At 74.6% G+C, this 19,269-nt stretch carries 15 protein-coding genes; 12 read left to right on the forward strand and 3 right to left on the reverse strand.

Annotation, left to right across the window (positions count from 1 at the left end):
* Positions 1-36 precede the first annotated feature (36 nt).
* Positions 37-612: a hypothetical protein gene (locus AB0K07_RS06610; RefSeq protein WP_363751552.1), complete on the forward strand. Its 576-nt coding sequence runs from the start codon at positions 37-39 to the stop codon at positions 610-612.
* A 134-nt stretch (positions 613-746) separates the two neighbouring features.
* On the opposite strand, the gene AB0K07_RS06615 is transcribed toward AB0K07_RS06610, so the two are convergent.
* A complete protein-coding gene (locus tag AB0K07_RS06615; RefSeq protein ID WP_363751553.1) occupies positions 747-5,318 on the reverse strand; it encodes an ATP-dependent helicase in 4,572 nt (1,523 codons plus the stop codon).
* Between the two features lie 178 nt (positions 5,319-5,496).
* Here AB0K07_RS06615 and AB0K07_RS06620 point away from each other — a divergent pair, with 178 nt between their 5' ends.
* From AB0K07_RS06620 to AB0K07_RS06665, 10 genes are all read left to right on the forward strand, one after another.
* The gene (locus AB0K07_RS06620; RefSeq protein WP_363751555.1) at positions 5,497-5,883 is read left to right on the forward strand and encodes a hypothetical protein; all 387 of its coding nucleotides are present in this window, start codon (positions 5,497-5,499) and stop codon (positions 5,881-5,883) included.
* Between the two features lie 151 nt (positions 5,884-6,034).
* Entirely contained in the window at positions 6,035-8,869 is a 2,835-nt protein-coding gene (locus AB0K07_RS06625) for a Na+/H+ antiporter subunit A (protein ID WP_363751556.1), read from the forward strand.
* Positions 8,866-9,345 (forward strand): Na(+)/H(+) antiporter subunit C, encoded by a 480-nt coding sequence (locus AB0K07_RS06630; protein WP_363751557.1) that lies wholly within the window; start codon positions 8,866-8,868, stop codon positions 9,343-9,345. Before AB0K07_RS06625 ends, AB0K07_RS06630 begins: the two co-directional genes overlap by 4 nt.
* Before the next feature lie 25 nt (positions 9,346-9,370).
* The gene (locus tag AB0K07_RS06635) at positions 9,371-10,876 is read left to right on the forward strand and encodes a Na+/H+ antiporter subunit D (protein ID WP_363751558.1); all 1,506 of its coding nucleotides are present in this window, start codon (positions 9,371-9,373) and stop codon (positions 10,874-10,876) included.
* A complete protein-coding gene (locus AB0K07_RS06640) occupies positions 10,873-11,484 on the forward strand; it encodes a Na+/H+ antiporter subunit E (RefSeq protein WP_363751559.1) in 612 nt (203 codons plus the stop codon). Before AB0K07_RS06635 ends, AB0K07_RS06640 begins: the two co-directional genes overlap by 4 nt.
* Positions 11,481-11,744 carry a monovalent cation/H+ antiporter complex subunit F gene (locus tag AB0K07_RS06645; protein WP_363751560.1) on the forward strand — a complete coding sequence of 88 codons (264 nt, stop codon included), beginning with the start codon at positions 11,481-11,483 and terminating at the stop codon, positions 11,742-11,744. Before AB0K07_RS06640 ends, AB0K07_RS06645 begins: the two co-directional genes overlap by 4 nt.
* Complete coding sequence (gene mnhG, locus AB0K07_RS06650) at positions 11,744-12,103, forward strand: monovalent cation/H(+) antiporter subunit G (protein ID WP_363752733.1); 360 nt, start codon at positions 11,744-11,746, stop codon at positions 12,101-12,103. The genes AB0K07_RS06645 and mnhG overlap by 1 nt, the downstream gene beginning before the upstream one ends.
* A gap of 185 nt (positions 12,104-12,288) precedes the next feature.
* Entirely contained in the window at positions 12,289-13,653 is a 1,365-nt protein-coding gene (locus tag AB0K07_RS06655; protein WP_363751561.1) for a hemolysin family protein, read from the forward strand.
* Complete coding sequence (locus AB0K07_RS06660) at positions 13,650-14,714, forward strand: hemolysin family protein (RefSeq protein ID WP_363751563.1); 1,065 nt, start codon at positions 13,650-13,652, stop codon at positions 14,712-14,714. Before AB0K07_RS06655 ends, AB0K07_RS06660 begins: the two co-directional genes overlap by 4 nt.
* Positions 14,715-14,832: 118 nt before the next feature.
* The gene (locus AB0K07_RS06665; RefSeq protein ID WP_363751565.1) at positions 14,833-15,762 is read left to right on the forward strand and encodes a sporulation protein; all 930 of its coding nucleotides are present in this window, start codon (positions 14,833-14,835) and stop codon (positions 15,760-15,762) included.
* A 10-nt stretch (positions 15,763-15,772) separates the two neighbouring features.
* On the opposite strand, the gene leuE is transcribed toward AB0K07_RS06665, so the two are convergent.
* Positions 15,773-16,444, reverse strand: a complete 672-nt coding sequence (gene leuE / locus AB0K07_RS06670) for a leucine efflux protein LeuE (RefSeq protein ID WP_363752735.1) — start codon at positions 16,442-16,444, stop codon at positions 15,773-15,775.
* Complete coding sequence (locus AB0K07_RS06675) at positions 16,444-17,685, reverse strand: bifunctional pyridoxamine 5'-phosphate oxidase family protein/GNAT family N-acetyltransferase (RefSeq protein ID WP_363751566.1); 1,242 nt, start codon at positions 17,683-17,685, stop codon at positions 16,444-16,446. The genes leuE and AB0K07_RS06675 overlap by 1 nt, the downstream gene beginning before the upstream one ends.
* 34 nt (positions 17,686-17,719) lie before the next feature.
* Between AB0K07_RS06675 and AB0K07_RS06680 the strand changes: the two genes are divergently transcribed.
* Positions 17,720-19,060 (forward strand): aminotransferase class I/II-fold pyridoxal phosphate-dependent enzyme, encoded by a 1,341-nt coding sequence (locus tag AB0K07_RS06680; protein ID WP_363751567.1) that lies wholly within the window; start codon positions 17,720-17,722, stop codon positions 19,058-19,060.
* Positions 19,061-19,269 lie beyond the last annotated feature (209 nt).

Consider the following 19,269-nt stretch of genomic DNA (forward strand, 5'->3'; position numbering starts at 1 on the left):
CTCCCGCCCCCGGTCGCCGTTGGGCAGACTGCCCTGGTGACACATCGCAGCCTGCCCGCCCTCGGCGTACTCATGGTCGCCGTCGCCCTCACCGCCGGCTGCGGCAGTGACGACGCCGCTCAGCCGGACGCGGCCTCGTCCCTCCCGGCCCCGACGGCCACCGGTCTGCCGAGCGCGCCGACGCCCTCGGCAGGCCCGTCCAGCGCCAGCGGGGCCGCCTCTCCGCCGGCTCCGCCCGCGGCCGCGCAGGGGCCCACCGAGCGCCGGCCAGCCAGCCCGCCGCCGGTGGTGCTGCCCAAGAGGCCGGCCGGGGCGCCCGGCGCGAAGCAGGTGGTCGACGCGTTCAAGGCCGCCGGCCTGAAGGTGCCGCATCCGAAGGACCGGTCTGTCGACTGTGGACCGGACGGGCTCGGCCTGGGCTGCTCCGAGCTGATCGCCACCGACGCCGTCACGGTGTACGTGTTCCCCGACGAGACCAGCGCCGGTGACATCGCGGAGACCTGGGGCGGCCAGTCGTACCGGCGTGGCGCGGTGGTGCTCAACTACCTGGAGGCGAAGACCCCGGCTGCCGACCGCGTCCGCTACGAGAAGGTCCTCGCCGACCTCCGCTGAACACCGAGCCCGTGGCGCCGGGGAGCTGTCTGTCTGTTGCGGGTCATACCTGTGAGTCATGGATATGACGCACAGGTATGGCGCGGAGAAGGGTGCGACCTGCCGGGCGTTGGCCGTCCGGCAGGTGGGGCGGGTCAGCCGCGCAGGCGCAGGCCGCGCGGGGTGGTCCGGAAGCCCGCGGCGGTCAGCGCGTCACGCAGCGGCGAGGACTGCACCGCCTCGCCGTCGGCCCGCTCCACCGACATCGCGCCCAACGCTCCGGAGTGGACGGCGTCGGCGAGCGCCTTGCCGGCCGCGGCGAGCGTGTCGCCGTCGTCGGTGAAGGAGAGCAGCGTGCGGCCGCCGCGTTCCACGTAGAGCACGAGGTCGCCGGCGACCTGTACCACCAGGGCGCCCGCCTTGCGGCCGGCCCGGTGCCCGGTGGCCGGGGCGGCCCCGTCCCCGGAGTCGATCGCCCTGTCCGGCCAGGGCAGCGCCGCGCCGTACGGGTTGGCCGGGTCGGTGGCGGCGAGCACCGTCGCCGGCCCGCCCCGGGCCCGGGCACCGTCGGCCGGCTCGGCCAGCGCACGCAGCCGGTCCACCGCGCCGGGCACCGCGAACTGCGCCGCGCCCAGCCCCTCCACGAAGTAGCCCCGGCGGGCCGCGCCGCGCTCCTCCAGCGCCGACAGCACCGGGTAGACCGCCGCGAACCCGCCAACGACCTGCTCGGCCATGACCGCGCCCCGGGTGACCACCCCGTGCCGCTCCAGCAGCACGTCGGCGAGAGCGGCAGCGCGGCGGGTGGGGTCCAGGTCCCGCTCCGGAAGCCGCGACCAGCGGCCGGCTACGGTCGGCGGGCCGCCCCGGGTGGGCAGCGCCACCCTGCCGGGCCGCCGGTAGCGGGTGCGCGGCGCGGACGGCCGGGAGCGGTGCGCGCCGCCGGCACCGAGCACCGCGCGCAGCGGGGCCAGGGTGTCGTTGGTGAGGTGACCGGCCCAGACCAGGTCCCAGATCACCGCGGTCAGCGCGGCGTCGTCGGTCGAGCCGACCCGGTCGGCCAGCGGCCGGAAGAACAGCGCCTGCCCGTCGCCGAGCGCGTCGAGCACCGCCTCGTGCAGCGGCGTCCGGGTCAACGCCTCGTCGGGCGGGGGAAGCAGCAGCGGCGCGGTGTCCGCGTACGCCAGTGTGACCCAGCCGTCGCCGCCGGAGATCGCCCCCGACCCGGCCCAGACCACCTCCCCGCTGGCGCACAGCTCGTCGAGCTGGGCGGGGGAGTAGTCGGCGACCCGGCCGGGCAGCACCAGCCGCTCCAGCGCGGACGCCGGCACCGCCGCGCCCTGCAACTGCTCCACCGTGGCGGCCAGCGCCTCCACCCCTCGGGCGGACGAGCCGACCTGCTGCCAGCGGGGCAGGAACGTGGCCAGCGCCCGGGGCGGCACCGGCTCGATCTCCCGGCGCAGCGCCGCGAGGGAGCGGCGGCGCAGCAGCCGCAGCACCTCGGCGTCGCACCACTGGGCACCGGCGGAATCCGGGGTGAACTCCCCGGACACCACCCGACCGGTGGCGCCGAGCCGGCGCAGCGCCTGCTCGACCACGAACACACCGAGCCCGAAGCGGGCCGCGCAACTCGCCGCGGCGAACGGCCCGTGGGTGCGCGCGTAGCGGGCCACCAGGTCGCCGAGCGGATCGGCCACCGGGGCGAGGTACGCCTCGGCCACCCCGACCGGCAGGGCCACGCCGAGCGCGTCGCGCAGCCGGGCGGCGTCCTCGACGCCGACCCAGCGCTGCTCACCGGCGATCCGGACCCGCAGCACCCGGCGGGTGGCCTCCAGCTCGGTCAGCCAGCTCTCCGGTACGCCCCGCTCGGTCAGCTCGGCGTCGCTCAGGTCGCCGAGCACCCGCAGCAGCTCGACCACGTCCTCGGCGTCGCGCGGGCGGCGCTGCTCGGTCAGCCAGCGCAGCTGCCGCTCGGTCTCGGCGAGCACCGTCGGGTCGAGCAGCTCGCGCAGGTCGACCCGGCCGAGCAGCTCACCCAGCAGCGTGGAGTCCAGGGCGAGCGCGGCGGCGCGCCGTTCGGCGAGCGGCGCGTCGCCCTCGTAGAGGAACGCCCCGACGTAGCCGAAGAGCAGTGACCGGGCGAACGGGGACGGCTGGGTGGTCTCCACCTCGACCAGCCGCACCTTGCGGGCGGCCAGGTCACGCATCAGCCCGGCCAGCGCCGGCTGGTCGAAGACGTCCTGGAGGCACTCCCGGGCGGCCTCGAGGGTGACCGGGAAGTCGGCGTACTCGCGGGCCACGTCGAGCAGCTGCGCGGCACGCTGCCGCTGCTGCCAGAGCGGCTGGCGGCGGCGCGGGTCGCGCCGGGGCAGCAGCAGTGACCGGGCGGCGCACTCCCGGAACCGGGCGGCGAAGAGCGCGGACGTGCCGACCGACTCCTCCACCAGCTGGGCGATCTCGTCGGGCTCGAAGATCACCACGTCGGCGCCGGGTGGTTCGTCGGCCGTGTCCGGCAGGCGCACCACGATGCCGTCGTCGGAGGGCATCACCTGGGCGTCCACCCCGTACCGCTCGGCGAGCCGGCGGCCCACCGCGAGCGCCCACGGCCCGTTGACCCGGGCGCCGAGGACGCTGTGCACGGCCAGCCGCCAGTCGCCCAGCTCGTCGCGGAACCGCTCGACCACGATCGTGCGGTCGTCCGGCAGTGAGCGGGTCGCCTCCCGCTGCTCGCGCAGGTACGCCATCAGGTTGGCCGCGGCCCAGTCGTCCAGCCCGCCGGTGCGCAGCGTGGCCAGCGCCGCCTCGTCGCTCTGCCGCAGCAGGGTGCGTACGCGAGCGCCGATGGCCCGGCCCAGCTCCACCGGCCGGCCCAGCTGGTCGCCCTTCCAGAACGGCATCCGGGCCGCCTGCCCCGGGGCTGGCGAGACCAGCACCCGGTCGGGGGTGATCTCCTCGATCCGCCAGGAGGAGGAGCCGAGCAGGAAGACGTCGCCGACCCGCGACTCGTAGACCATCTCCTCGTCCAGCTCGCCGACCCGGGCGGCGCGCTCGGCGCCGGCGAGGAAGACGCCGAACAGGCCCCGGTCGGGGATGGTGCCACCGCTGGTCACGGCAAGCCGCTGCGCGCCGGGGCGGCCGGTGAGCACGTCGGTGGACCGGTCCCAGACGAGCCGGGGGCGCAGCTCGGCGAAGGCGGTGGACGGGTAGCGGCCGGAGAGCATGTCCAGTACGGCGTGCAGCGCGGAGTCGGGCAGCTCGGCGAAGGGCGCGGCCCGGCGGACCAGCACGGCCAGATCACCGACCCGCCACGGCTCCAGCGCCACCATCGCGACGATCTGCTGGGCCAGCACGTCCAGCGGGTTGCGCGGGTAGTGCAGCTCCTCGATCGCGCCGTCGGTCATCCGCTCGGCGACCACGGCACAGGAGAGCAGGTCGCCCCGGTGCTTCGGGAAGACGACGCCCCGGGAGACCGCGCCCACCTGGTGCCCGGCCCGGCCGACCCGTTGCAGGCCGGCGGCCACGCTCGGCGGCGCCTCGATCTGCACCACCAGGTCGACCGCGCCCATGTCGATGCCCAGCTCGAGGCTGGAGGTGGCCACCACCGCGGGGAGCTGGCCGGACTTGAGCGCCTCCTCGATGTGCTTGCGCTCCTCGCGGGAGACGCTGCCGTGGTGCGCGCGGGCGATCACCGGTGCCGCGCCGGTGGCCGCGCCCGACTGCGCCATCACCTCCGCCGGTGGCCGGTTGCCGATCGGCCCGGCCGGGCCGTCCGCCACCGTCTCCTCGGCGGCCAGCTCGTTGAGGCGCGCACAGAGCCGCTCGGCGCTGCGCCGGGAGTTGGTGAAGACGATGGTCGAGCGGTGCTCGCCGATCAGCGAGAAGACGCGCTCCTCCACGGCGGGCCAGATCGAGGCGCGGCGCGGCCCGGGGCCGCCGAGGTCGTCCTCCGGTGGCTGCTCCTGCTCGTCGAGGCGGGTCATGTCCTCCACCGGGACCTGCACGCTGACCTCGATGGTCTTCGGGGTGGCCGGCTGCACGACGTCGACCGGCCGGGCGCCGCCGAGGAACCGGGCGCAGGCGTCGATCGGCCGGACGGTGGCGGAGAGGCCGATCCGCTGCGCCGGGGCGGGCAGCAGCTCGTCGAGGCGCTCCAGCGAGAGAGCGAGGTGGGCGCCGCGCTTGCTGCCGGCGACCGCGTGCACCTCGTCGACGATCACCGTCTGGATGCCGCGCAGCGAATCGCGAGCGGCGGAGGTGAGCAGCAGGAACAGCGACTCGGGCGTGGTGATGAGGATGTCCGGTGGGGTGCGGGCGAAGGCCCGCCGCTCGTCGGCCGGGGTGTCGCCGGTGCGCATGCCGACGGTGATGTCCGGCGGGGCGACGCCGAGCCGGGTCGCCGCCTGCCGGATGCCGGCCAGCGGGGCGCGCAGGTTGCGCTCGACGTCGACGGCGAGTGCCTTGAGCGGGCTGACGTAGAGCACACGGCAGCGCTGCCGAGCCTCGGCCGGGGCGGGCTCGCGGGCCAGCCGGTCGAGAGACCAGAGGAATGCCGCGAGCGTCTTGCCGGAGCCGGTGGGCGCCACCACGAGCGCGTTGCGACCGGCGGCGACCGATCGCCAGGCGCCCGCCTGGGCCGCGGTGGGGGCGGCGAAGGCGGCGTCGAACCAGGCACGGGTGGCCGGGCCGAACCCGGCCAGCGCACCGGCCGTGTCTGCGTCTGCGCCGGTCACCGCTCCATCGTGCCCCGCCGGTACGACAACCACGAGCGGCCGGCGGTGGAACGTGTCCGAGTCAAAGCCATAAGCACGGGATGCGTGCTTAATACGTTAAGTCTCACTTAACTGCTTGCTTGTGCAGAGCAACATAAAGTAACTTCACTCGCAACGCGAACCGGGGTGGAGGGGTCGGATGGCCGGCGAGCAGCGGAATGTCGAACCCGGCACCGACGTGTTGATCCGCAAGGTCGACAGCCACCTCGCCGCACTCCGGGGCGGCCTGCACGGGCCCGAGCTGGAGCTCGCCGAACGCCTCGCCCGCTGCCTACGGGAGCTGGTCGTCTCCACCGCACAGGCCAGCGCCGCCGACCGTGGCCAGGTCCGCGTCGCCGTCCACTACTTCGTCCTCCGTCGGGAGAGCCGTGGCCGGCTGCTCTCGGTGCGGTCGCTGGCCGCCGCGGAGCGGGTGGTCGGCAAGGTCGCCCGCCAGCTCGGCCGCGTCGACCTGCTGGCCGAGCTGCGCCGCGACCGCCCCGCCGCCGACGACGCGCTACCCGTCGGGGACGCCCTGCTGCGCTGACACCGGCCGCACCCGCCCGCCGGCCGTGCACCCCTCACCGCAGCGCGCACGAATTCCGGCAAAACCGCCCGACAGGCGACTAACTGGCGTCTGATCGCTGGTGGGCGCCACCGCTGGACGGCGGCGTCGGCCACCTCGACCGGGAGCGCGGGTGCTGGTACTGCTCATCCTCCATCTCGTGGCGGCCCTCACCGCGCCGCTCCTCGTCCGGTGGTGGGGTCCGCGCGCGTGTTACCCGCTGGCGCTGGCGCCGGCCGCCGCGTTCGGCTGGGCGCTGGCCCGCACCCCGGCCGTCGGCCGCGGCGGGGCGGTGGTCGAGACGTACCCGTGGATCCGGCAACTGGGCCTCGACATCGCGCTGCGGCTCACCACACTGTCGTGGCTGATGACCCTGCTGATCGGCGGCGTCGGCGCGCTGGTGCTGATCTACAGCGCCCGGTACTTCGCCGCCGGCTCGATCGGGCTGGCGCAGTACGCCGCCGTCCTGGTGGCCTTCGCCGGCGCGATGCTCCTCCTGGTCCTCGCCGACGACCTGCTGCTGCTCTACGTCGGCTGGGAGCTGACCACGATCTTCTCGTACCTGCTGATCGGGCACAGCACCGAACGGCGGTCCAGCCGGTGGGCCGCCGCGCAGGCGCTGACGGTCACCACGCTGGGCGGGCTGGCCATGCTGGTCGGGTTCATCCTGCTGGGCGAGCACGCCGACAGCTACCGCTGGTCGGAGGTCGTGGCTCAGCCGCTGCCCGGCGGCGGGTACCTGGCCACCGCGGTGCTGCTGATCCTGGCGGGTGCGCTGTCCAAGTCGGCGGTGCTGCCGTTCAGCTCCTGGCTGCCGGTCGCGATGGCGGCGCCCACCCCGGTCAGCGCGTACCTGCACGCGGCCGCGATGGTCAAGGCCGGCGTCTACCTGGTCGGGCTGCTCGCGCCGGTGCTGGCCGTGGTCGGCCCCTGGCGGCCCGTCGTGCAGATCGCCGGCCTGGCCACCCTGCTGGTCGGCGGCTGGGCGGCGCTGCGGCAGACCGACCTGAAGATGTTGCTGGCGTACGGGACGGTCAGCCAACTCGGCCTGCTGGTCGCGGTGACCGGGTCCGGTACCCCGGACGCCGCGCTGGCCGGCACGGCGATGCTGCTGGCGCACGCCCTGTTCAAGGCGGCGCTGTTCCTGGTCGTCGGCATCATCGACCACGGCGCCGGCACCCGCGACCTGCGCGAGCTGTCCGGGCTGCGGCGCTGGTCCCGACCGCTGTTCGTGGTCGCGGTGCTGGCCGCGGCGTCGATGGCCGGCGTGCCGCCGTTGGTCGGCTTCGTGGCCAAGGAGGCGGTGTTCGCGGCGTTCAGCGACCGGCCGGTGCTCCTCGCCGGGCTGGTCGCCGGGACCGTGCTCACCGTCGCGTACAGCGCCCGCTTCGTCTGGGGCGCGTTCGCCGACCGGCCGGGCGTGGCACCGGTCGAGCCGGGCCCGATCGCCGGGTCGCTGCTGGCGCCACCGGCGCTGCTGGCCGGCCTCGGGCTGCTCGCAGGCCCGGCCGCCACCGTGCTGGACGACCTGCTGCGCCCGTACGCCGAGCTGTTCGGGGGCGTCCACGCGCACCTTGCGCTCTGGTCCGGACCGACCCCGGCGCTCGGCCTGTCCGGGCTGGTGCTCGCCGCCGGCGGCCTGCTCTTCGCGCTGCGCGGACCGCTCGCGCCGATGCTGGCCCGGCTCCGCTCGCCGGTCAGCGGCAACCAGGGCTACGAGTGGATCGTGGGCCGGTTCGATCGGCTGGCGGTCGAGGTCACCGGGGCGACCCAGCGCGGTTCCCTGCCGCAGTACCTCGGCATCATCCTGGTCGCCCTGGTGCTGCTGCCCGGCGCGGCGATGCTCGCCGTCGGCCCGTGGCGGGCCCGGATTCCACTCTGGGACAGCCCGCTGCAACCGGTCGTGGTGCTGGTGATCGGGGTGGCCGCCGTGCTGGCGGTCGGCGCCCGCCGCAGGCTGACCGCGATGCTGCTGGTCGGGATGACCGGCTACGGCAGCGCCATGCTGTTCGTCCTGCACGGCGCCCCGGACCTCGCCCTCACCCAGTTCCTGGTGGAGACCGCGACCATCGCGGTCTTCGCCCTGGTGCTGCGCCGCCTGCCGGACCGGTTCTCGGCCCGTCCGCTGCGCCGCAGCCGGTGGGCCCGCCGCGCGATCGGGGTGACGGCGGGGGTGGTGGCCGCCGGCCTGGCCCTCGTCGCCGCCAGCGCCCGCCGGGCGCCGGACATCTCCGCCGCCTTCCCGGACCTGGCGGTGGCCCAGGGGTACGGCCGCAACGTGGTCAACGTGACCCTGGTCGACATCCGCGCCTGGGACACCATGGGCGAGCTGGCCGTGCTGGTGGTGGCCGCGACCGGGGTCGCGAGCCTGATCTTCGAGCGATCCCGCACCGGGCCCCGGCCGCACAGGCCCGAGCCGGCCGGGCGGGCGAGCCAGACCGACCGGTCGGTGTGGCTGCGCGGCGGGCCCACGCTGTACGAGGAGCGCCGCTCCATCGTGCTGGAGGTGGTCATCCGGCTGATCTTCCACACCGTGGTGCTGTTCTCCCTCTTCCTGCTCTTCTCCGGGCACAACGCGCCGGGCGGCGGCTTCACCGGCGGGCTGGTGGCGGGCCTCGCCCTGGTCGTCCGCTACCTGGCCGGCGGCCGGTACGAGCTGGCCGAGGCCGCACCGGTCGGCGCCGGCACGATCCTCGGCACCGGTCTGGCCGTGTCGGTGGGCACCGGCGTGGTGGCGCTGCTGGCCGGTGGATCGGTGTTGGAGAGCGCCAAGCTCGACGGATCCCTACCGCTGGTCGGCGATGTCCACCTGGTCACCTCGCTCTTCTTCGACATCGGCGTGTACCTGGTCGTGATCGGGCTGGTGCTGGACATCCTGCGCAGCCTCGGGGCCGAGGTGGACCGGCACATCGAGGCGGCCGGAACGGCCAGCGGAGGGCTCACCGTCGACAAGGGGGACCGGCCATGACGGCCAACGGCACGGGGCCCGCGCTGGTGTTGGTGCTCGCCGTCGGGGTGCTGGTCGGCTGCGGGGCGATCCTGCTGCTGGAGCGCAGCCTGACCCGGATCCTGCTCGGCGTGATCCTGCTCGGCAACGGGGTCAACCTGCTGATCCTGCTCGGTGGTCGGTCCGGCGCGGCGCCGGTCGTGGGCACCGTCGCGGTGGACCGGATGAGCGACCCGCTGCCGCAGGCCATGGTGCTGACCGCCATCGTGATCACCTTCGGGCTGACCGCGTTCCTGCTCGCCGTGGCGTACCGCAGCTGGTACCTCACCGGCGACGACGAGGTGCCCGACGACCTGGAGGACCGGCAGATCATCCGCCGGGCCGAGCGCAACGAGGTGGCCACCGCCGACCTCGGCGGGGAGGGCCCGGACGAGGACCCGGAGCAGGTCGATCCCGAGCCCGCCCGGCGGCGGCTGCGGCGCGGGGACGAGGCGTGATGACCGGGCCGCCGCGGGGGACGCGATGAGCCGGCTGCTGCCGCTGCCGGTGGTGGTGCCGCTGCTCGGAGCGGCGCTGACGCTGCTGCTGGCGGCCCGGCCCCGTCTCCAACGCGGGGTCAGCGTGCTCTGCCTGAGCGGCACCCTCACCGTGGCGCTGGTGCTGCTGGTGCAGGCGTACCGGCACGGGCCGGTGGTTCTGGCGATCGGCGGCTGGCCCGCGCCGGTCGGCATCGTCCTGGTCGCCGACCAGCTGGCCGCACTGATGCTGGTGGTGTCCTCGGCGGTCACCCTCTGCGTGCTGTTGTACTCGATCGGCCAGGGCCGCAGCGAGACCGGTGAGACCGCGCCGGTGGCGATCTTCCACCCGACGTACCTGGTGCTCACCGCTGGTGTCACCAACGCGTTTCTCGCCGGCGACCTGTTCAACCTCTTCGTCGGATTCGAGATCCTGCTGGCCGCCAGCTTCGTGCTGATCACCCTGGGCGGCACCGAGGTCCGCATCCGCACCGGGTCGACGTACGTCGTGGTCAGCATCCTCTCCTCGATGATCTTCCTGGCCGGGGTGGGGCTGGTGTACGCGGCCACCGGCACCCTCAACCTGGCCCAGCTCGCCCAGCGCCTCGACGACCTGCCCGCCGGCGTCCGGCTGACCCTGGAGGTGACGCTGCTGCTCGCGTTCGCGATCAAGGCGGCGGTCTTTCCGCTCTCGGCCTGGCTGCCGGACAGCTACCCCACCGCGCCGGCGCCGGTCACCGCGGTCTTCGCGGGGCTGCTCACCAAGGTGGGCGTCTACGCGATCATCCGCACCCAGACGCTGCTCTTTCCGGGCGGCCAGACCGACACGCTGCTCATGGTCGTCGCCGGGCTGACCATGGTGATCGGCATCCTCGGCGCGGTGGCCCAGTCGGACATGAAGCGGCTCTTCTCGTTCACCCTGGTCAGCCACATCGGCTACATGATCTTCGGGGTGGCGTTGAGCACCGTGGCCGGGCTCTCCGGCGCGATCTTCTACGTGGTGCACCACATCACCATCCAGACCACCCTGTTCCTGGTCGCCGGACTGGTCGAGATACGGGCCGGCAGCACCGACCTGCGCCGCCTCGGCGGGCTGGCCCGGATGGCGCCGCTGCTCGGGGTGCTGTTCTTCGTCCCGGCGATGAACCTCGCCGGCGTGCCACCGTTCTCCGGCTTCCTCGGCAAGCTCGGTCTGCTCCAGGCCGGGGTGGCGGCCGGCGGGCCGCTGCCCGGAGTGCTCGTCGCGGCCGGCGCGCTGACCAGCCTGCTCACCCTCTACGTCGCCTCCCGGGTCTGGAACATCGCCTTCTGGCGGTCCCCCCGGCTGGCCGACGCCGAGTCCGCCGTCCGGCTGCCCGCGCTGATGGTCGGTGCGACCGTGGCTCTCGTCGCGTTCGGGCTGGCGCTGACCGTGCTGGCCGGCCCGCTCTTCGACGTCACCGCCGACGCCGCCGCCGACCTGCGCTCGCGCACCCCGTACGTGCGGGCCGTGCTGCCGGCTGGTGCACCGTGACCGGCCCGCGCGGGGCAGCCCCGGGCGGCGCCGACGGGCCGGCCGAGCCACGGAGCCGGCTCGGACGCTGGCGGGACCAGGCACTGGCGCTCGGCTGGCTGGTGGTGGTCTGGAACCTGCTCTGGGGCGAGATCAACTGGGCGAACCTGGCCGGCGGCCTGCTGGTGGGCGGCGTGGTGCTGTTGTTCTTCCCGCTCCCGGCGGTCACCTTCGCCGGCCGGCTGCGCCCCCGCGCCCTGCTGGTGTTCGCGGTCCGGTTCGGCGCCGAACTGGTCAGCGCGAGCCTGCACGTGGCCCGGATCGCGGTGCAGCCCGGCTACCAACCGCGCGGGGCGATCATCGCGGTGCGGCTGCGGGTGCCCACCGACCTCAACCTGGCGCTCACCGCCGAGGCGGTCTCACTGGTGCCCGGCACGCTGATCCTCGAGGTGGACCGGGACTCCGGCACCCTCTACCTGCACGTGCTGGACACCCACGGGCCGGCGGAGCTGACCCTCGCCCGGGAGCGCACCCTCGCCATCGAGCGGCGGATCGTCCGCGCGGTGGGCTCCGCCGCGGAACTGCGCCGCGTCGAGACCGATCCAGTCGAGAAGGGAACCCTCCCGTGACCACGTTCCTGGCCGTCGTCCTCACCGCCCTGCTCTCGGTGACCGCGCTGCTCGCGCTGACCCGGCTCTACCGGGGCCCGTCGCTGCTGGACCGGGTGATCGCCGCGGACGTGCTGCTCGCCACCATGGTCGGCGCGGTGGGCGCCGAGGCGGCGGTCAACCGGCACGCCACCACGCTGCCCGTCCTGGTGGTGCTCTCCCTGCTCGGCTTCATCGGCTCGGTGTCGCTGGTCCGCTTCGCCGTCCGGGAGCAGGCGTGATCGCCACGATCGCGGACTGGGTCGGTGCCGGTTGCCTGGTGGCCGGCGCGCTGCTCGGCCTGGCCGCCGGCATCGGCGTGCTGCGCTTCCCGGACGCGCTGTCCCGGATGCACGCGGCCACCAAACCGCAGGTGCTCGGGGTGCTTCTGCTGCTGCTCGGCATCGCGCTGCGGCTGCGGTCCCGCGCCGACCTCGGCATGATCCTGCTGGTGGCGGTCTTCCAGCTGGCCACCGTGCCGGTCGCGGCGCAGATGATCGCTCGGGCCACCTACCGGGCCGGCCGGCTGGACCGGGACCTGCTCGACGCGGACGAGTTGGCCGGACGCGGACCGGGCGGCGGGCCGGCGGGGCCGGGGTGACGGCCCGGGACGGCCTCCCCGTGAACCGGACGATCGGCGCCTTCGGCCCACCCTCAGCGGAGTCCCAGCCAGCGCCGATAAAATGAAGACATGATCGACTCTTCTGCCCAGGAGGGCAGCAGTAGCCAGCCGGGTCGTGCCCGGCATATTCCCGTCCCGACGACCCCGGGAGCCCTGAGCGACCCGTGTTGATCGTCGTCGGTCTCCTTCTGATCATCGTGCTCACCGCCGCCACCGGTTACTTCGTGGCGCAGGAGTTCGGCTATGTCGCCGTCGACCGGGGCAAGCTCCGCCAGCTCGCCGATGACGGCGACCCGGCGGCCGCCCGGGCCCTGACCGTCACCAGTCGGCTCTCCTTCATGCTCTCCGGCGCGCAGCTCGGCATCACCGTCACCGCCCTGCTGGTCGGTTACGTCGCCGAGCCGTACCTCGGCGGCGGCCTCGCCGACCTGCTCGGCGTCGCCGGCGTCAGCGAGGCGGTCAGTCTGCCGCTGTCGGTGGCGCTGGCGCTGGTCATCGCCACCGTGGTCCAGATGGTCCTCGGTGAGCTGGCCCCGAAGAACCTGGCCATCGCCCGGGCCGAGCCGCTGGCCCGGGCGCTGAGCCGGTCCACCCTGATCTACCTCACCGTCGCCGGGCCGGTGATCCGGCTCTTCGACCGGGCGTCGGTGCGACTGCTCCGCCGGGTCGGCATCGAGCCGATCGAGGAGCTGCCCAGCGGCGCCACCCCGGCCGACCTGGAACAGATCATCGCCGAGTCCCGCGAGGAGGGCAGCCTGGACGCCGAGATGTCCACGCTGCTCGACCGGGGGCTGGATTTCCGCGAGCTGACCGCCGGCGAGGCCATGGTGCCCCGGGTCGACGTGCACACCGTACGGGCGCACGAGCCGGTGAGCCGGGTGGTCGAGCTGCTGGACACCGGCCACTCGCGCTTCCCGGTGCGCGGCGCGGAGGGCGTCGACGACCTCATCGGCGTCGTCGGCATCGCCGACGTGCTCGGCGTACCGCCGGGGGAGCGGGCCACCACCCCGGTGAGCGAGGTGGCCGGCCCGCCGCTGCTGGTGCCGGAGACGTTGCCGCTGCCCACGGTGCTGGACCGGCTGCGGTCCGGGCATCGGCAGATGGCCTGCGTGGTCGACGAGTACGGCGGCTTCGCCGGCGTGATCACGCTGGAGGACATCGCCGAGGAGCTGGTCGGCCCGATCCGGGACGAGGACGACCCACCGGAGCGGGCGCCCGCCCGGCAGGACGACGGGTCCTGGGTGGTGCCGGCCCGCTGGCGGATCGACGAGGTCGCCGACAGCACCGGCATCGCGCTGCCCGAGGCCCCGGAGTACGACACCCTCTCCGGGCTGGTGATGCGGGAGCTGGGCCGGGTGCCGGAGGTCGGTGACCGGCTGGAGATCAGCCTGCTGCCCGACGGCGCCGACGCCGAGGACGGCGAGGCGGAACCCCGGGCTCTGGTCGAGGTGCTGGCCGTGGACCGGCACGTGGCCGACTCGGTGCGGTTGCAGCTGACCGAGCCGGGCGAGCGGCGGGTGGCCGCATGAGCCCCGGGATCGCGCTGTTCAGTTCGGTGATCCTGCTGGCGCTGAACGGGTTCTTCGTGGCCGCCGAGTTCGCCCTGGTGGCGAGCAAGCGCTACCGCCTGGAGCAGGCGGCGGCCGGCGGTGGCCGGGCGGCTCAGGCCGCGCTCGACGGCGTCCGCGAGTTGTCGCTGATGCTGGCCGGCGCGCAGCTCGGCATCACGCTGTGCACGCTGGGGCTCGGTGCGCTGGCCGAGCCGGCGATCGAGCACCTGCTCAGTCCGCTGCTGCACGCGGTGGGGCTACCGGACGCGGCCAGCCACCTGGTCGCCCTGGTCTTCGCTCTCGGTCTGGTCACCTTCCTGCACCTGGTGGTGGGGGAGATGGCGCCGAAGTCGTGGGCGATCACCGACGCGGAGCGCTCGGCGACGCTGCTCGCGCTGCCGTTCCGTGCCTTCGCCCGGGTGGCCCGGCCGGTGCTCTCCGCCCTCAACGCGCTGGCCAACGCGATCCTGCGGCTGGTCGGGGTCAACCAGCAGGATCAGCTGGCCCAGGTGCACGGCCCGGACGAGCTGCGGATCCTGCTGGAGCAGTCCCGCGAGCACGGGCTGCTCGGCGCCGAGCAGCACCAACTGCTCACCAGCATGTTGGAGTTGCAGGGCACGTCGGTGGCGCAGGTGATGGAGCCGTTCGCGACCATGGTCACCGTTCGCCGGGACGACCCGGCCGAGCGGATCGAACAGGTCAGCCGGGACAGCGGCCGGTCGCGGCTGGCGGTGCTGGACGCCGCGGGCGACGTCTGCGGCCTGGTGCACGTGCGGGAGGCGGTGCGGGTGGTCACCACCGGCCGCGCCGCCACGGCGGGCGAGCTGATGACGCCCGCGTTCACGCTGCCCGCGACGTCCTCGGTCACCGAGGCGGTGGCCGCGATGCGGGCCCGGCAGTCCCAGCTCGCGCTGGTACGCAACGGCGGTGGCCCGGCCCGGCCGATCGGCTTCGTCGCGCTGGAGGACCTGCTGGAGGAGGTCATCGGCGAGTTCGACGACGAGACGGACACCGTGCCGCGCGGCCGACGGTTGCGATGAAGCGCGGCCCCGGCCGTGCTGGCGCGGTCGGGGCGGCGCAGCGGGCGTGAGGTCACCGCGACCGGGTAGGCGCGGCTGGTGCGGACCAGTAGGGTCCCTTCCCGGAAGGGGGCGCGCGGTGCGGCTGACGGGGGTGTCCCGGGAGTCCGGCTGGACCGGGCTGTCGGTGCAGACCACGCTGCCCAATCCGAGCACCCGTCCGGGTCTGCGCCTGCCGGGGCGGGTGACGCTGGCGGCCGGGCCGGACGACGTGCTGGTGCGGCACATCCGGCTCGGCCTGGTCACCACGGCCGAGCCGGACGACCCGTACGCCGCCAAGCGCCTGGTGCAGTTCTTTCAGCTGCCCATCGCGGGCCGGTTCGTCGTACCGGCGAACCGGCGGCGGGCGGTCGACTTCGCGCTGCCACTGCCGTGGGAGACCCCGGTGACCACCTTCGGCGGGGTGCCGTTGCTGAGCCTGCGGATGGGGCTGCGGACCGAGGTCTCCGTCGACCCGGACCTGGATCAGGGCGCCATGGTGCCGGTCTTCGTGCACCCGATCCCCACTCAGGAGCACGTGCTGGCGGCGCTGGACACGCTGGGTTTCTCGATCCGCCAGGCCGGGCTCCAGGAGGGCGGGTTGCCCGGGGTGGCGCACACCCTGCCGCTGCACCAGCGGTGGGGCTACTGGGTGGCGCCGCTGTACGCCGGCCCGATCACCGAGCTGGAGGTGATCTTCGTGACCAACTCGGCGGGCCTGGAGGCGATCTTCTGGATGGACCGCCGGCTGGCGCTGGCGGGGATCACCCACCAGAGCATCAGCCGGTTCCGGATCTGGCACGCGGACGCCGACCGGCGGGACTGGGTCGCCACCGTGGACGGCTGGCTGCGCCAGGCGATCAACCGGCATGCCGCTGCGGCGGCAGACGCCGACTGGTCCGCGCAGATCAACGAGTCCGCGCACGTCAGCCGCCACCCGGACGAGCCGGTCCGGCACGGGTACGGCCTCGGCGGCACCGCCGGCAGCGGCGGAGTCGGTGGCGGCGGCTCCGGCGGCGACGGCACCTGACCGGCGCGGGTCAGCCTGCGCTGGCGGTGGCCAGTTTCAGGCTGAAGGCCAGGAAGAGCGCGGCGACGGCGGTGGTCCCGCCGGCGGCGAGCCGGCGACGCTGGCGGAACTGCGCGGCCAGGAAGGTGCCCGCGAAGATCAACGCGGTCAGGTAGAGCGCGCTGGTCACCTGGGCGATCAGCCCGAGCAGCAGGAACGACAGCGCCGGCCAGGCGTAGCCGGGGTCGACGAACTGGATGAAGAACGAGATGAAGAACAGGATCGCCTTCGGGTTCAGCAGGCTGATCACCAGCGCCTTGCGGAACGGGCTGCGCATCGCCGCCGGCTCCGCGGCGTCGATGAGCCGCGGCGTGCTCGGGTCGTTGCGGTCGCGCCAGCGCCGCCAGGCCCCGCGCAGCATGGTCACCCCGACATAACCGAGGTACGCGGCACCGGCGTACTTGATCACCAGGAACAGCGGTGGGTACGCCTTGAGTATCGAGGCCACCCCGGCGGCGGAGAGGAACATCAGCACCCCGTCGCCGACGAACACCCCGCCCGCCGCCCGGTAGCCGGCCGCCACGCCCCGCTTGGCGGCGGTGGAGAGCACGAAGAGCGAGTTCGGCCCGGGCAGCAGGATGATGGCCACGGTGCCCAGTACGTACGTCCAGATGTCGGTGATCCCCAGCACGCCCGCCATCATCACGCCACGGGTGCCGTTCGGTGAAGTCTTTCCCGCAGCCTGACCTGTGCGTTCGGCCACTCGTCGACGGTCATCGCGTACTGCACGGTGTCCCGCCAGGAGCCGTCCGGGCGCTGCCGGTGCATCCGCAGCACGCCCTCCCGGGTGGCGCCGAGCCGCTCGATCGCCGCCTGCGAGCGAACGTTGCGGATGTCGGTGTGCCAGGCCACCCGCACCGCGCCCAGCTCGTCGAAGGCCCGGCTGAGCAGCAGCAGCTTCGCCTCGGTGTTGATCCCGGTACGCCACCACGGCCGGCCGAGGAAGGTGTGGCCGATCGCCACCGAGCGCCGCTCCGGGTCGATCTCGTAGTAGGAGGTGGTGCCGACCACCGCCCCGGTCGCCGCGCAGCGCTGCACCCAGGGCACCCGCTCGCCGCGGTGCTGGGCGGCCAGCGCGGCGGCGATCACCTCGCCGGTGCCGGCGGGCGTGGTGGGCAGCGCGACGTTGAGGTGTCGCCAGACCTCCGCGTCGGCGGTGGCGGTGTGCAGCTCGTCGGCGTGCGCGAGGTCCAGCGGCTCCAGCCGGACGTGCTGGCCGGCCATCGGGGCCGGGTCGTGCCAGGGCGTGCGGGTCGCCCGCAGGTACGCCGGCAGCGGCGCGGTGACCCCGGCGGCGGCTTCCGGCAGCCCGGCGGTGAGCCGCAGCGGCAGTACGCCCGCCCAGTGCGGCAGGTGCAGGTCGGCCTCGTCCTCGCGTACCCCACCGACGCGGGCCCGGACGGACACCTCACGCAGTGGCAGCGCCAGCACGGCGGTCTCGGCCAGCTCCCGCCGGTTGGGCGGGCGGCTGTCCGCGCTACGCCCCGCGCCCACCTTCTCCACCAGCGCGGTGAGCATGGCGCTCTTCTCCCGCTCGTCGGTGACCAGTCGGGCGGTGCCGTGTGCGACCACCGAGCGGTAGTTGGCGCTGTGGTGGAACTGGGAGCGGGCGTAGACCAGCCCGTCGAGCAGCGTCACCGCGACGCAGACCGGCAGGCCGTCGCCCCGGGCGGCGAGCAGTGGCCGGCTGCCGGTGGAGCCGTGCAGGTAGAGCGTGTCGCCGATGCGCACGTGCAGCGTGGGCAGCACCCGTGGCTGACCGTCCACGGTGAACCCGAGCGCGCAGTGGTACGCCTCGTCGAGCACCGCGTGCGCGGCGGGCCGGTCGTAGCTCATCCGGTCGCGGGAACGGTTGGGGGTGGTCCGGGCGGTGGGAGGGTACATGCTCGCCCCTTTGTTCTAGTACAATCTCTTGTTTGTGTCAGCACGCTATCAGCTCACCGGGTCGTCGGCCGTCGCGATTTCGGCCAGCATCGAGTCGGGCATCCGTACGGGGGGCCTGCCGCCCGGCGCCGCCCTGCCGCCGGTCCGGGTGCTCGCCGCCGAGCTGGGCGTCAGCCCGGCCACCGTCGCCCGCGCCTACCAGGAGCTTCGCCAGCGCGGCCTGCTCGCCACCGCCGGCCGGCACGGCACCCGGGTCCGCCCCCGCCCGCCGGTGGCCGCCCGCCGCTCCGCGCTGCGTCCGGCGCCGTTGCCCGGGGCCCGTGACCTGTCCCGGGGTGAGCCCGATCCCCGGCTGCTGCCCGCCCTCGGCCCGCACCTGGCGGCACTCGCCGCCGACACCGGCCCGCCGGTCGGCTACTCCGACGCCGGCGTGCTCCCCGAGCTGGCGGCGGCGGCACGCGCCCGGCTGAGCGCCGACGGCGTGCCGGCCGGGGAGCTCACCCTCACCGGCGGGGCGCTGGACGGCATCGAACGGCTGCTCGGCGCCCACCTGCGCCCCGGCGACGCGGTGGCGGTGGAGGACCCGGGCTGGGCCAACCTGCTCGACCTGGTCGCCGCGCTGGGGCTGCGCCCGATCGGCGTACCGCTGGACGACGAGGGGCCGCTGGTGGCCGGGGTGGCCGCCGCGTTGGCCGCCGGTGCGCGGGCGCTGGTCGTCACCAGCCGGGCGCAGAACCCGACCGGCGCGGCCGTCTCCGCCGCCCGGGCCGGGGAGCTGCGGGCGCTGCTCGCCGGTCGGCAGGACCTGCTGCTGATCGAGGACGACCACGCCGCCGAGCTGGCCCGCGTACCGCTGCACCCGCTGGCCGGCGCGCCCGCGAGCTGGGCCTTCGTCCGCTCGGTGAGCAAACCCTTCGGCCCGGACCTGCGGCTGGCCGTGCTGACCGGCGACGAGACCACGGTGGCCCGGGTGACCGGCCGGACGCGGGTCGGGGCCGGCTGGGTCTCCACCGTGCTGCAACGGCTGGTGCTCGCGCTGTGGCGGGATCCGGCGGTGGCCGAGTCGGTGCGGCAAGCGGCGGAGAGTTACGAGCGGCGGCGCGAGGGGCTGCTGGCCGCGCTGGCGGAGCACGGCCTGGCCGCGCACGGCAGCAGCGGCATCAACGTCTGGCTGCCGGTGGCGGACGAGACCAGCGCGGTCACCGCGCTGCGCGACGCCGGCTGGGCGGTGGCACCTGGAGCGCTCTACCGGATCGCCGCCCCGCCCGCCCTGCGCATCACCGTCAGCCCTCTCGCGACCGGGGATCTCGCCCCCCTGGCCGCCGCCCTGGCCCGCGCCGTCCATCCCACCCCGCCGCCCGGGTTCCCCATCTGACCCCACCGTCGGGCATGCCGGCTCCCCCGGCTTGTGGGGGAGAAAGTGCAGCATCACGACGATTCGGGGCGGTTGGGGTGGGTATGCGGGGCGCCGGAGGTGAATGACATGGCTTCAGGTGGCTCGCGCAAAGGGCTCTGGATCGCGGTGGCGGTGGTGGTCATCATCATCATCATCGTGCTGATCGCGCTCGCGTCCGGTGGCGGCGG

This window comes from Micromonospora sp. NPDC049301 (assembly GCF_040678715.1).
Classification (GTDB): domain Bacteria; phylum Actinomycetota; class Actinomycetes; order Mycobacteriales; family Micromonosporaceae; genus Micromonospora.